Below are 12,778 nucleotides of genomic sequence, written 5' to 3'. Positions count from 1 at the left end.
AGCTGCCCGCCGGCAAACGGCCACGGTGTATCCGCGACCGCAGCTACCGCGAGACGTCGTTACTCCGGACGCACCGGGGCGGCGACCAGTTCGTCCAGCCCGGGGAACGGATTGTCCGGCCGGTGCTTGCGATACACGATGTCGACGAACGACACCGGCGCCCACTTCGAGGGCTGCTCGTCGATCTGATGGACCAACTGCGCGTGGATGTTGTTCCGCAGGTCCAGATAGGGAAACGCCTCGTGCGCCGCGTCCACTACCGCCCGGTCCACCTCCTCGATACCGAAGGCGAACATGTCGGCGCCGATACCGAAATGCGCGAGAGCGCCGACCGTGTGCTTGTGGGGCGCGATCCCCGGGGAGGTGTGCAGCGCCACCGCGTCCCAGATCTGGTCGGCGGCGGCATCGGACAGGCCGTGTTCCCGCGCGAAGCGAGCGGCCCGGAACGCACCGTCCACCTCGAACCGGTTCGGTCCCTGGCCCTCGTCGGTCAGGCCGATGTCGTGCAGCACCGTGGCGAGGAAGAGCGTCTCGTCGTCGTAGTCCGCGCCGGCAACGAAGTTCTTGGCGGCGGCGATACTCCGGGCATAGAAGTAGCTGCGGACAGTGTGGTTGAGCAGCCATTCCGGGGAGTGCTCGGCAGCGAAGGCGACAGCGGCCTCCGTAGCGGCCGTGCGCGGCCACCCTCCGATCTTCTCCGGCAGATTGTCGAGCGCGCTCACTTGGCCTCAGCTCCCAGTGCCAGGTGCTCGGCGATGACCGTCTCGGCCGGCCGCAGCTCGCCCACGAGGTTGGTCTGCTCGAAGTAGGTGTACCAGCCGGAGCTCTCGACACCGTTCAGGAACACGTCGGCCACTTCCCTCGAAGGGGCCTGCCAGACCGCGAACCACTCGTAGGACGTCGAAAGTGTGGCCGGTTCCGCCCTGCCCCAGCCGAGCGTCACGAATCCGATCTCCGCGAGCTGCTTCATGGCTTCCTGGATCCCTGTGAACAGGTCGTTCCGCGCCTCCTCGGTGGCGGCGAAGAACGCGGGCTTCGGTGTCCAGGTCTCGACGACTACATGCATATTGCGCATCTCCTTACTAGTCATGATCGGTGTGACATGACCAGCCTAGGAAGACCGAGGCCGTCGTACGATGGCCAGATGGACAATAATCCCAAGGATCCGGCCAAGGTCGCGGTGGTGGTGCAGCCGGGCTATGTCCTGTTGGACGTAGCCGTTCCCCAGCAGGTGTTCGGCCACTGGCCGGACTACGTGACCGCCTGCTGGCCTGGCGGAGCCCCCTACGAGCTGACCTTGGTGAGTGCGGTTCCCGCGGAAAACCCGCTGGTGCCCCGCGAGGTCGAGCCGCTCGACCGGCTGGAAACGGCGGACACCGTGATCGTCGCCGGAGTGCAGGACCCCACCGAGCCTCCGGACGCCGAGCTGGTCGAACGGCTGCGTGACGCGTACAACCGGGGCAGCCGTATGGTGTCGATCTGCACGGGCGCCTTCGCCCTGGCGGCGGCCGGGATCCTGGACGGCCGCAGCGCCACCACCCACTGGCACTGGGCCAGGCTGCTGCGAGACCGCCACCCGTCGGTCACGGTCCGCGAAGAGGAGCTCTACGTCGAGGACACGGGCGTCTTCACCTCCGCGGGTGTCCTCGCCGGAACCGACCTGTCCCTGCATCTCCTGCGGCTCGACCACGGCCAGGCCGCCGCGAACACGATGGCCCGCTTCCTGGTCAGCCCGCCCCACCGCGAAGGGGGACAGGCCCAGTTCATCGAGCACATCCCGCCCGGCGGCGACGCCGAGATCACCGAGGTGATCACCTGGATCCTGGAACACCTCGACGAGCCGCTCACCCTGGAGTCGGTCAGCCAGTACAGCCACATGAGCACACGAACCCTGCGCCGCAGATTCCGGGCCGTGACCGGAACGAGCGTCATGAACTGGGTGGCCATGCAACGCGTAGCCTGCGCGCGCGAACTCCTCGAGACCACTCGCCTCGGCATCGACGACATCGCCCACCAATGCGGCTTCGGCTCCGCGGAGTCACTGCGCATCCACTTCACCGCGATGACCAGGACCAGCCCGTCGAGATATCGCCGCACCTTCGCCGCCTGACTGCTGGCTTCCGTCTCCAACCAGAGAGCCGGCACAGCCGCTCACTGCTCGCCGGCCGGGAGGCGTACGGCTGGCGCCTGAGGGGTCAGCTGCGGCGGCTTCGGGCCGCCCCCGGGCTGTATACCTGATCTTGAGCTGGTCGCCGCAACTCCGTTCGGCTGGTGCTGCGTTGGTGGTCCAAGGAAAGACGTCCCGCCTCCTGCGGGGAGATACAGGTGCAAGGCCTGCCCGGCGCTCGCATACGAACTCCACCCCGCCATATGCGGGGTGGAGTTCGTGCGTTGCACGCCGACGGCGCAGGTGGTGCGGCATCCGTGCGCCTGCGCGCCGTACCCCGCGCGGTAGGGCGCCGGTCGGGTAGGGCAGCATCTGCTCAGCTTCCGCCTGTCCATGAGGGGTCATCATGCGTTCCACCTGCCGCGTCGCATCATCCGTGCTGTTCACCTGCCTGATGCTCGCGGGCTGCTCGCCCACGTCGCTGGGCGGCTCCGCCCCGTCCGGGAGCGCGAGTGCTGCGGCGGGTCCGGCGGGTGCTGCCGGGGCCGGGCGGGTGATCGCGGTGGGGGCGGGTCCGCAGAAGACGTACACGGTGCAGCAGCAGCCTGCCGCAGGCAGTTGCCATTACCGGTATCTGAAGGGGGAGCCGCTGGAGGATCCGAAGTGCACGCCGGGCGCGATCTCTCCGGCGGTCACGCAGTTGAATCTGAAGTCGACGATCTGCCGCAAGGGCGGCTACACCTCCGGCATCCGCCCCTCCACGTCGGTCACGGGCAAGGAGAAGAAGCTGAACGCCGCCTCCTACGGCTTCACCGGCCGCATGGGCGATGCCGAGTACGACCACTTGATCAGCCTGCAGTTGGGTGGGGACCCGAACGACTACCGCAACCTGTGGGTGGAGCCCGCCGACCCCGGCCACCGCAAGGGCGCCGGGGTCAACAACAAGAAGGATCCGGTGGAGACGAAGCTGCACACCGCGGTCTGCAAGGGCAAGGTCACCCTCTCCGCCGCGCAGCAGGCGATCGTCACCGACTGGACCACCGCGCTCAGCCGGCTCGGCCTCGGCTGAGGCACCGCACAAGGCGGACGAGCCGTCAGCCGCCGCGGTGCGGGGGCGACTTCAGGGGCGGCGGCGTGCCGCGGCGGCGGGTATGAGACCGTGGCAGTCATCTGGCCCGTCGCTTCCCCCCGTAGCGACGGGCCGGACCTGTTTCAGCGGGCGAGGGTGACAGTGACGGGCTGGTCGGCGCAGCTGGTCAAGGCGTCGGTGAGCGCGGCGTGTTCGGCGGGGTCGACGGTCAGGCCCCACCGGGTCTTGTCGGCGATCCATTCGGTCGCGTACTGGCAGCGGTAGCCGGGAGCGGGCGGCTGCCAGGTGCTCGGGTCCTGGTCACTTTTACTGCGGTTGCTGGCGGCGGAGACCGCGATGAGGGCGCGGGCGTCGCCCAGGTCATTCGCGTAGGCCTCGCGTTCCTTGGCCGTCCAGGCGGAGGCGCCGGAGTCCCAGGCCTCGGCGAGGGGGACGAGGTGGTCGATGTCGAGGGCGCGGGCGTCGCTGAAGTACTTGTCGTCGTAGGGGGAGTACCACTGGCCGCCGGTCAGCGTGCAGTTCGAGCCTTGCTGCGGGGCGAGGACGGCCTCGGTTTTGAGGACCTCCTGGCGGGTGTTGCAGCCGTCGTGGTCCGCGTCGGTCCAGTGGCGGAACTTGGTGCGTTCGTAGCCGGTGCGGTTCTCGGTCTGGACGGGCAGCGCGGCCAGGGCATCGCGGACGGGCAGGGCCACGGTGTCGCCAGGGGCGGCGACGCGCTCGGCTTCGGCGGCGCGGGCGGTGGTCGGGGCGAGCAGGACGGCGAGCATGGACAGCGCGGCGGCGGCCGTACGGGCGGTGGAGGTGAAGCGCACGACGGGGTTCCCTCTCGAAGATCACAAACGGTTGTGATCTTCGTAGCGGGACGGCAGCCGGGCCGTGTGACGATCCGCTGCCACCTCACCCGCGCGGGCGGTAAGTCACACAAGAACCGGAGCGTTCAAACCGCGTGGAGACTGGCCGTGCGCGGTCATCTTTCCTGGCCGAAAGGCCGACGTTGTCCAGCACAGATGCCGCTTGCTCTCATCACTTGCTATGCCTGATCTCGCAGGGCCTCCAATTCCGCACGCAGTGCGTTGTTCTCGGCTACCAGTTCGGTCTTGCTGCGCCGATTTGCGGGCGGCCTCCGGGCGGAGCGGCTGGGCCTTTGAGAGCAGTCTTCTGCTGGAGGTTCGGCGACTGGTCCCAGGGGCTCGAAGGCGACGATCACGGCTGGGTCTAGCCCGCACTCTGGGCAGCTCTCCTTGTCGCAGACTCCTCCATCGGGCCGTGGGCTCTTCTGGATACGGATCGCCTCGATGACGTGTCCGCAGTACAAGCGCAGCCGCCACCTCTGCAGTTCCCACGGAGGAGTCGGAGGCCCAAGGAGCCGGCGCATCCGCTCCCGACGCTCTTCTGACCAGGGAGGAGCCTTGGCGAGCTGACGCTGAATCCACTCATGCATCTGCACAGCCTCTTGCTGCCGGCGATGGTCGGCCTTGGTCAGTCGGTAGCCCGCCAAAGGCACGCCATGGCGTAGATATTCGACTTCCATCTCAATGAGGGTAGGAAGACGGGCCACTCTTCTGGGAGGAGTCTCCAGAAAGGCACTCCTTCGGATGACTCGTTGCCACAGAGTTGCGCAGGATCGGGAGGGCAAGTGACCGTTGGCCCGGGGCCTCGCGTTCTACGAGAGCGAGCTGTGCGCCCGACGGTCACTCATCGGGGACAGGACTCCAGGCGACGCGGAATCTGGAACGCTGCGGCCTGTCTGGAACGCAGCGCAGCCCCTCAGCGGATTCTCGGGCGTCAGACGCCCGGCTGGGGCCAGAACGAATCCCGCGCCGACACGCGGGCGGCGGGTCGTCCGAGAACGGGGGAGAGCGTGATTACGGTGCTGTGGCGGGCACGGCTCCGTACACGCTGCGCCAGCGTTCGAGAGCGGGAACGGTCCGCTGACCGACCACGGTTTCGGCAAGGCCGGGGTCGAGGCGCAGCATGGCGTACACAACGTCAACGAACGGCGAGTCGAGCAGGGCCTGTGCCACCCGGTGTGCTGCAGGATCGCCGTCTTGGTGCAGTGCGTGCCAGTCGCGAAGGTTGGAGCAGGCGAGACAGAAAGCGTCCTTGCGCCCTTTGATGAGGTCGGCCCGGTTGAGACCGAACACCCGGATCGTCTCCTTGCCCTTGTCGGTGTGGTGGCTGTACTCGCCGCTGTGCAGCATCAGGAACAGGTGCTCGGCAGGGTCTTCTGCGGTGGGGTCGACCAGCAGGCAGCTGCCGTCCGCGGCCAGCGGGTAGGCGTCTCTCTTGGCGTTGCTGTTGCAGTGTGAGCAGGCGAGCAGGTGGTTGGCCCACACGAACGCCCGCAGGGGTGCCACAGCGAGCGGCTGGAAGTGGTCGATGTCGGTTCCGCGGCTGTCATCGCAGTACATACACCGCGCAGCCCCGTGCGCCATCGACTCCAGCAGTGTCTTCACATGCCTTTTGGCTGCCTGGGCCTTGATCCACTCGCCACGCGCTGCGATGGTGGTCGCTCCTGCAGCCTGGACTCTGCCGGTCCACCGGTCCAGAAGAACCTGCGTGGCCCGGGGAGCGGGTACGCGTTTGAGGAAGATCACCGGTCCTGCTCCAGCCGGGCCGCCACCTCGGCAACCCGGCTCTGTACCGAGCTTGTCAGCAGCCGGCTCAGCTCCTGGTACTCGGCGATCTCCTCCCGCGTCGCCGACTGGGCATAGACCTTGCGTTCCAGCGCCACCAGCCGTTTCCGCTGCTCCTCGGCCCGGCGTGAGTAGGGAGTCTCGAGGCCGAAGAGTTCCGAGAGGACCGCGTCGTCACTGCTGCCGTACACGACGCGGCGGTAGAGATCCTCATCCACCACTGCCGGTGGCCGCTGTTCGTCGGGTCCCGGCAGGCGGATCAGACCGCCCTCGTCGGCTGCCTGGCAGATGTAGGGACTGTGGCTGGAGACAATGAACTGGATGTGCGGGAAGTGCTCACGCAGCCAGACACCGATCTTCCGCTGCCAGATGACGTGCAGGTGCGCGTCCACTTCGTCGATCAGCACTACTCCGGGCGCCAGGACCGCGACAGGGCTGCTTCCGGCCGTAGCTGTCTCCAACTGGCCGTAGACGGCGTAGATCTGCCGGACCATGTCGAGCACCAAGGCAGCCACCGCACGGTAGCCATCGCTCATCTCCCGCAGCGGAAAACGGTCCTTGCGGCCCTCTTCGGCCACCCACAGCCCGTCCGCCGTGACTCCTCTGATCTGGTACTGGTCCGGCAGCAGCCCGTCCTGCAGCAGAGCCAGAACCTTCTCCAGCAGCGGCCCGGCGGTACTGCCGCGTGTCTCCAGCGACCTCAGACGCAGATCGATCAGCCACGACACCCCTTCCGCGAGCGAGGCATCCTCGTGGAACAGTGTGGCCATCCGCCCCGTCGGCCCCTGCACGCGCATGATCCTCTGGGCCTCGCTGGAGCCGCCTGTGAGCCTTCGGAAGGGCCCGTAGCCGGCGCAGAACCACCCGCGCGGGTTCTGCGCCCACGGCCCGCGTGCGGCACTCTCCTCACCGACGAGGCCCTGCATCTCCATGGTCGGCGGTTGCAGCGTCCCGGGTGCCCTCAGCTGTTCGCCGGCCTCCGGGGCAGGGCGGTCCCACTGCATACGCAGCGAGAAGTCGTGCTTTGGCGTGCGGCCCTTGCCGACGAACGAGTCGGCGTCGGTGTCCGGTTGCACGCGAACGTCCACGTGACCCGACGGGGATCCTGCCGAGATCCAGTCTCCGGAGTCCGAGACCAGGCTCCGCGCGACCGCAGGCCCGCTCAGTGCCAGTGCAAGAGCCTGCAGCAGTGTCGACTTCCCGGAACCGTTGCGCCCCGCGAGTACCGTCCAGCCGCCCCGTGCAGGCAGCTTCACGTCCATGGCGCGTTTCCCGCTGAAGCCCTTGATGCCCGTGAGCTGGACCCTTGTGACGTACACCCGCGTCCCGTCTTCCTTCCCGTACTGTGCGCCCGTGCTCCAGCTCCCGTGCGTATGCGTCCGGAAGGGGGCCTGACGTGCTCACTTTCTCATGAACGCGCCAGTGTCCGATCAGGCTCGGAAAGAGGTCCGACGGGCGCCGTCCTGCAGCAGACGCATACCGGGCTCCAGGCCGCAGCAGCCGACAAGGGAGACCTAGCTAGTCGGGGCGCGCGTTGGCTTTGGTCACCAGACAGACCGCCAGCATGCCCGCGAAGACGACGAGGGAGTAGAAACCGACCGCCAGCCAGGGTGCCGGCGCACCCGTCACCCACAATGCGGCGGGCAGAGCGCCGGCGCACGCGGCGCTGACAGGCACGGCGTGCCGGTAGTGGCTGCGCGGCGGGTCGTAGCGGTCGAGATCTATGGGCGAGGGCGGTGAGAGGGCCGGCTTCTCGGCCAGGAAGACGCTCTCCCTGGCCAGTTGTGCGGCCCGCTGGCCCGCGTGCGCGCGGAAGCCGGAGTACCTGTCGACGTAGACATCATGGGCAGTGGGCTCGGGGCCCGGCGAGAGCATGACCTCCCAGCCCTCACGGTGCGCTTCTTCGTAGGTTGCGGCGATCTGCTCGGCCAGTTCCCGCCACCCCGCGACACCCGTGACATCGGCCAGGCCAGCCAGGCGGGGAGTATCTCGTTCATGGAGTGCCCGTCGTGATCGTCGCGGACCTTGCGATCGGTGAAGAGCAGAACCAGCCGACGTAGATAGTCGGTGAGGTCGCCCCAGCATGCCGCCGGGCCGCGGCCGAACTTATGCCTGAAGTTGGGCAGGGAGAGATCAAGTTCGGCGAGCAGTTGCTCGGCGCCGGGCAGAGCTTGGTGACGAGCGTGGTCCTGCTGGGCCTGTACCTGGTCAGCGAGCGCTTGCAAGCGATCTGCCTTCTGCGCGGCGATCGCCGTAGCTTTTTCCGCCTCGCCTTTCCTTCGGGCCAGTGCCTTGCTTCCCGAAGCCTTCAGATGCTGATAGGCCAGGACCCATCTCAGCTCCCAGTACTCGACGTACTCGGGCGTGGCCTCCTTGGACGCCAACAACCTGCGGAGCGTATCGAACGGCAGGAGTCTCTTGCCATTGCAAGCCCTGGACATCTCCGCGGGACTCATAGGAGCTCCCGAGGCTCTGTACGAGCTCCCCACAAGTTCTCGTAACTCCCGGGCGAACTCGCGCATGTGCGGATCGCGCCCGGTTACGTCCAGACTGTCCCGCGGCCGCCCCCGTCCCCGAGCAGACGCTTCGCCATCGGGCCTGCCGGCACCCCCCTGCCCTGACATGACATGAGGCTACCCGCAGGTCCACGCAAAAATTCTGACCAGCGCTTTCGTCCACGCAACAAAGAATCTCTTCCACAGCCGACGCGCCGCGGTTACGAAGGGTGCAGGCCCGGCTGGCAGCGTCGCTGAACAGCCGACGGGCCGCTGAACCACTCGGAACGGAAGGACACCATGGGTAGGAACCATCAGCGCCTGCACTCCAACCGCGTCCTCGACATGATCGTCTTCCTCTCGATCCTGACCGCCGGTGTTGTGCTCACACTCCGCGGCGTTTCGGCAGGCTCCATAGTCGGCATCGCCGCCGCTCTTGCAGCGCTCTACGGCGCATGGACCACGCGGGAGCGACAGTCCCAGCCCCCGCCACCCGGCGAACCGGCACCGGACGACCGTGCCGACGACCAGGACCTACCAGGCTGATCATGCGACTGTCCTGTGCCCAGGTCGATGGAGCTGGCCATCAACGACCACGACACCGAAACCGGGGGGCATCCTTCTGGGTCGTCACGATCGCGACGACACCGTCGTCTGCCACGCCGGCCCCCCGGCCCCCCGGTCCCGCCGCAGCACGGACACCGACATCCTCCCTGTGCGACCTGGTACAGCGCTTGGTGTTGCTCGCGCGCGACGTCGGACGGACGAGCCGCCGGCCGGGCAGGGGGTGAGGCCAGGACGTGCCTGGTGCCGACGTGCAGGGTGGCGCGACTGGCCGGACAGCACCGGTGACGGCTGCGTACGATGCGCTGTCAGTCTCGGCGGATAGCGTCAGCTCATGGACCACCTCAAGGCCATCGATGCCAGCGACTGGGCAGTTGTTGTCGCTGTTGTTGCGGCCGTCATCAGCGCCTGGCAGGCGCACATCGCCCGCAGATCAGCCGCTCAACAGCTCGCCTTGGCGGAACGTATCCACCGGGAGCAAAACGAGCCGTACGTGATCGTCGACATTCAACCTGAGCTCAGCAGCGGCGGAATCGTGCTCGTCATCGAGAACGTCGGCTCGACCGTTGCCCGCAACGTCCACATCTCCTGCGACCCTCCGCTGGAGTCGGGCTGGACCCCTCCGGAAGGACAGCCCGACCTGACGCGGGTCATTCAGGAGGTGCTGGCCCGAACCATGCCCATGCTGCCGCCAGGGCGGCGCCTGACCTTCCTTCTGGATAACCAGGAGAGATTTCAGAACACCGCCTTGCCTCGCGTGTACACGTTCACGGTGAATACGGACGGCCCTGCTGGGGCGGTAGAGACGATGGAGTACACCGTCGACCTCGACGCGATGGCGTGGGTCTTGCTGGAGACCCGGCCAACGAAGCAGTTGGAGGTGAAACTGGCGGGAATCGAGCAGGCGGTGCGCGGTCTGTCTGCAGGTGGTGCAACGCGGTCCCCGACAAGCGTGCGTTCCCCACGGATGGGGCGGCAGCGGCCGGGTCTGGCCGGCGAAGAATGAGAACGGCCTCGCTGGCCTATAGGCGAGAGATGCGAAAACCGCGCGCCAGGTCGACCTCGTCTTTCCTGAACTCGTGACCGTGGCGTTGATCTACACCAGCGGAAGCTGCGATGACCTTTCCGAAGAAGCGAGGCCGGATGGTTACCTGGCTCCGCTCACTGCCACGCCCACCGAGTGGGTCACGGTTCTCGGAACGCCCGTCCCTCTGGGCGGCCCGGCCTGCCGGCATCCCGGACGGTGTGCAGCATCCTTCAGCGATGAACCCCGGTCCCGAGCCCTGGGCAGCGACCATGACGGCGATATCTGAATCTGAATCTCCCCATCCGGTGCTTGGGCTGCCTCAGAGTTGCTCGGCTTGGTACCCGAGACGGTTGCCGGCAAGAACCGTCACGAGACGCCAACCATGGAACTGCTCCGCTTGGCCAGTACTCGTGTTGCGGGGCGCCAAGGAGCATGGCGGTCGAGATGCCGGTGCTCTCTGACTGAGCATGCCCCGGGCGGGACTCGCCTGTTCAAAGGTGGTGGGCGGCCTTGCGGACCGCTGCCGGACACCCACCACACGTAGACCGGTCCCCCCCCCGGAGTGCGGAGCGGCCGCCGTGCATCGGACACCTCCGCGCGTGTCGCATTCTGACCACAAGCTTTCCGCTGGAGACCTCGCACCCGGGGGCAGTCGACAGGAGGATCGAAGCAGGTCACAGCCCAGCACCCACGGAATGTGGGCCCGGTTCCGTGACCGGCTCGTCATCCTCTGTCCGAAAAGGAAAAGATCACTCCCATGAACCGCAAGCTTCGTATCGCCCTGCCGGCCGTCGCGGCCTCCCTCGCCGCCGGCGCCCTGTTCGCCCCGACCGCGCTTGCCACTCCGAACCACAGCGGTACGGCAGTCGCTTCCCAGGCCTCCAACCGGGAGTGGAGGAACGAGAGGGCCGCGATCGGGGTCCTGAACATCGCGTTCAACGAACACGACGCGAAGAAGGCCGCAGAGAAGTACATCAGTGCCCGCACCTACATCCAGCACAACCCGAACATCGGCAACGGCCGCGACGCGTTCGTCGCCGGAATCACCAGCTACATCAAGCAGTACCCGGACATCTCCCTGGACTTCAAGCGGACTATCACCCAGGACAACCTCGTCGTCGTGGAAAGCCTGTCCAAGTTCAATGCCGCCGACCGCGGCACCGTCGAAGTCGACACCTTCCGCTTCGACGTGAACGGCAAGATCGTCGAACACTGGGACGCGCTGCAGCCGGTCGCCGCGCAGAGCGCCAATGGCAACCCGCAGGTCTGACACGCTCGTCTTTGACTCCAGGCGACGTTCACTACGGTCGGCATCACCATGCGCTTCGCCCGTGGTGATCACCCCCAGGCAGAGGTCGAAACCGCCCACCGCCTGGGGGCGCCGCCCCGGATGCACGTTCCTGGCCCCACGAATGGTCGACAATCACAACTGTTTGAGCGCGCCTGCACCGCCACGCGGGACGCTGTGGCTCGTTGAAAGCGTATGGCCACTGCCGCGCTGACCGATGCCGTTGAGCGGGACGCTCTCGTACTCCTGGCGGAGTACGAGAGCGGGAGCTGGTTCCCGGCGGACGGGGAATTCACGCTCGCCGGGGATCTGGCCAGGATGCGATGGAACGGCTCCGTCGTCCGGGCCACCTTGCGCGATGTGCCGGCCTCGATCCGGGCCGGGCGCCTGGCCGCTGTCCTCGACCCGGCGGCGACGGTGCTCGAGGCGGTGGACGCCTCCGGTACACGGAATGCCGTGCAGGCGCTGCGGCAGCTGCTGGACGCACTCGCCGTCGACTGAGTCCGCTCCCAGCGGCCCAGGCTCGCCGTCGGCATCTCGCCGACGATGTCACCGGCACCGCGCAGGGCGAGCAGGCTGCCGACCCAGCCGGGCAAACGCGCACGTCACACAGCAAGAGCCGGTACCGCAGGGCGGTACCGGCTCTCAGCGGTCCCGCGCTGCAACGCGAGACCCATGCAGTCCCTGTTCACGCATCGGTTGGAGTCAGCAGCCATCAGAGCAGGGCCCGCCCCTGTCGGTGCAAGGCCCAGATACACCCTTCCCCGCCTGGCCGCGGACCCCGGCTTCCGGCGTACAGCCACGCAGTTGAGGCAGGAAGGGTGGCGCGACTGGCACCTGCTGACCGCCATCGCCAACGCCGCCGGAAACCATCGCGCCCAGCAGCAGGACCTGCGCCCCTCCCTGGGCGATTCCTCGGAACACCGAGCTCGCATCCTCGCCGCCATGCAGGCACCCGAGCTTCCCGACGACCCGTCTGTTCCTGCCGAGGCATTCACCGAACATGCCCTGCGCTCGCATCTGTCCGTGGCTGCGGTGAGCACTGCGCGCGGCCTCGCCATCCGCCCCGGCCGGCTCGACCCTCAGGCACTACTGTCGGTACTCGGCGACCGGTACGGCTACTGGACGGACGACATCGAGCATACGGACCCGTTCGGCTGGCCAGCCTCGGAGGGCGACACGACCCCTGATCGAGGACGCGCCTGACCTGCTTCCCCCGGAGACAGACGCCACCGCGTTCGCCCTCAGCACTGATCCGTGGGCGCTGTGAGCCCGGGGCCGACGCCGGAAATCCCCTGGCCAGCGAGGTGCTCACCGCCGTCGCCGCTGGCCTCTGCCAACCCATGGAACCCCGGTGTCGCGGAAGACCATGCCAACCGGCTCAGGATGCTCAAGCTGGCTGGGCGACGTGTAGTAGTTCCACCATGGCGACCTAACGGGCCCCGCTTTGTGGGTGGTTGGTAAGGATCGGCAGTGCTGTGATGGTTCCGGAGGGCGACTCAATTCGGGACCACATGCGACATTGGCGAAGATCCGGCGCATCTGTCACGGCCTCTGTGAACGCTTGGCAG

The 12,778-nt window shown here is 67.4% G+C and carries 13 protein-coding genes; 7 read left to right on the top strand and 6 right to left on the bottom strand.

Annotated features, from left to right (window positions below; translation table 11 throughout):
- Positions 1-59 precede the first annotated feature (59 nt).
- Together OG223_RS00140 and OG223_RS00135 are read right to left on the bottom strand one after the other, a co-directional pair.
- Complete coding sequence (locus OG223_RS00140) at positions 60-722, bottom strand: HD domain-containing protein (RefSeq protein ID WP_329240525.1); 663 nt, start codon at positions 720-722, stop codon at positions 60-62.
- Positions 719-1,066, bottom strand: coding sequence for a DUF6616 family protein (locus OG223_RS00135; protein ID WP_329240522.1), 348 nt, complete (start codon positions 1,064-1,066; stop codon positions 719-721). The genes OG223_RS00140 and OG223_RS00135 overlap by 4 nt, the downstream gene beginning before the upstream one ends.
- A gap of 78 nt (positions 1,067-1,144) precedes the next feature.
- Between OG223_RS00135 and OG223_RS00130 the strand changes: the two genes are divergently transcribed.
- Entirely contained in the window at positions 1,145-2,110 is a 966-nt protein-coding gene (locus OG223_RS00130) for a GlxA family transcriptional regulator (RefSeq protein WP_329240520.1), read from the top strand.
- Between the two features lie 403 nt (positions 2,111-2,513).
- Positions 2,514-3,176: a hypothetical protein gene (locus OG223_RS00125; protein WP_329240517.1), complete on the top strand. Its 663-nt coding sequence runs from the start codon at positions 2,514-2,516 to the stop codon at positions 3,174-3,176.
- Between the two features lie 143 nt (positions 3,177-3,319).
- Here the strand turns inward: OG223_RS00125 and OG223_RS00120 are convergent, their stop codons facing one another.
- From OG223_RS00120 to OG223_RS00105, 4 genes are all read right to left on the bottom strand, one after another.
- Positions 3,320-3,964, bottom strand: coding sequence for an HNH endonuclease family protein (locus OG223_RS00120; protein WP_329265063.1), 645 nt, complete (start codon positions 3,962-3,964; stop codon positions 3,320-3,322).
- 1,098 nt (positions 3,965-5,062) lie between these two features.
- Positions 5,063-5,794: a hypothetical protein gene (locus OG223_RS00115; protein ID WP_329240514.1), complete on the bottom strand. Its 732-nt coding sequence runs from the start codon at positions 5,792-5,794 to the stop codon at positions 5,063-5,065.
- Positions 5,791-7,152 (bottom strand): AAA family ATPase, encoded by a 1,362-nt coding sequence (locus tag OG223_RS00110; protein WP_329240511.1) that lies wholly within the window; start codon positions 7,150-7,152, stop codon positions 5,791-5,793. Before OG223_RS00110 ends, OG223_RS00115 begins: the two co-directional genes overlap by 4 nt.
- Positions 7,153-7,351: 199 nt before the next feature.
- On the bottom strand, positions 7,352-7,708 hold the full coding sequence (locus OG223_RS00105; protein WP_329240508.1) for a hypothetical protein: 357 nt from the start codon (positions 7,706-7,708) through the stop codon (positions 7,352-7,354).
- A gap of 920 nt (positions 7,709-8,628) precedes the next feature.
- Between OG223_RS00105 and OG223_RS00100 the strand changes: the two genes are divergently transcribed.
- The 5 genes from OG223_RS00100 (at position 8,629) to OG223_RS00080 (ending at position 12,413) form a co-directional block, all read left to right on the top strand.
- The gene (locus tag OG223_RS00100) at positions 8,629-8,874 is read left to right on the top strand and encodes a hypothetical protein (RefSeq protein ID WP_329240505.1); all 246 of its coding nucleotides are present in this window, start codon (positions 8,629-8,631) and stop codon (positions 8,872-8,874) included.
- A gap of 352 nt (positions 8,875-9,226) precedes the next feature.
- Positions 9,227-9,898: a hypothetical protein gene (locus tag OG223_RS00095; RefSeq protein ID WP_329240502.1), complete on the top strand. Its 672-nt coding sequence runs from the start codon at positions 9,227-9,229 to the stop codon at positions 9,896-9,898.
- 778 nt (positions 9,899-10,676) lie between these two features.
- Entirely contained in the window at positions 10,677-11,189 is a 513-nt protein-coding gene (locus OG223_RS00090) for a nuclear transport factor 2 family protein (protein ID WP_329240500.1), read from the top strand.
- Between the two features lie 213 nt (positions 11,190-11,402).
- On the top strand, positions 11,403-11,708 hold the full coding sequence (locus OG223_RS00085; protein WP_329240497.1) for a hypothetical protein: 306 nt from the start codon (positions 11,403-11,405) through the stop codon (positions 11,706-11,708).
- A gap of 306 nt (positions 11,709-12,014) precedes the next feature.
- On the top strand, positions 12,015-12,413 hold the full coding sequence (locus tag OG223_RS00080; RefSeq protein WP_329240494.1) for a hypothetical protein: 399 nt from the start codon (positions 12,015-12,017) through the stop codon (positions 12,411-12,413).
- Positions 12,414-12,778: the final 365 nt, after the last annotated feature.

It is taken from the genome of Streptomyces sp. NBC_01478 (assembly GCF_036227225.1).
Classification (GTDB): domain Bacteria; phylum Actinomycetota; class Actinomycetes; order Streptomycetales; family Streptomycetaceae; genus Streptomyces.
The sequence above is the reverse complement of the archived record's forward strand: the minus strand, read 5'-3'. Positions and strand labels throughout refer to the sequence as shown.